The following is a 245-nucleotide window of genomic DNA, read 5'->3' as shown; positions in this document are numbered from 1 at the left end:
TGAGAACGAGAAGGCTCCGAACTTGCGCGTGGTGGTCGGTAATGTCGAGATAGGTGCCGCGTGGCAGCGGACCTCCAAGGACAACAACACCGTCTACCACTCGGTCAAGCTCGACGACCCGTCCTTCACGGCGCCCATCTACGCCAACCTCTTCGAAGGCGACGATGGCGAGTGTGCGCTGATCTGGTCGCGCTGACCTACACCGCGGCGTCTCGCAAACACGCGAGGCGCCGCGGACAGCGCCC

The 245-nt window shown here is 64.1% G+C and carries 1 protein-coding gene; it reads left to right on the top strand.

Annotated elements, in window-relative coordinates; all coding sequences use genetic code 11:
* On the top strand, window positions 1-196 hold a 196-nt coding region (locus G8O24_RS43475; protein WP_188108491.1), incomplete at its 5' end, for a DUF736 domain-containing protein.
* Window positions 197-245: the final 49 nt, after the last annotated feature.

Source organism: Bradyrhizobium campsiandrae, from assembly GCF_014529705.1.
GTDB lineage: Bacteria > Pseudomonadota > Alphaproteobacteria > Rhizobiales > Xanthobacteraceae > Bradyrhizobium > Bradyrhizobium campsiandrae.
The sequence above is the reverse complement of the archived record's forward strand: the minus strand, read 5'-3'. Positions and strand labels throughout refer to the sequence as shown.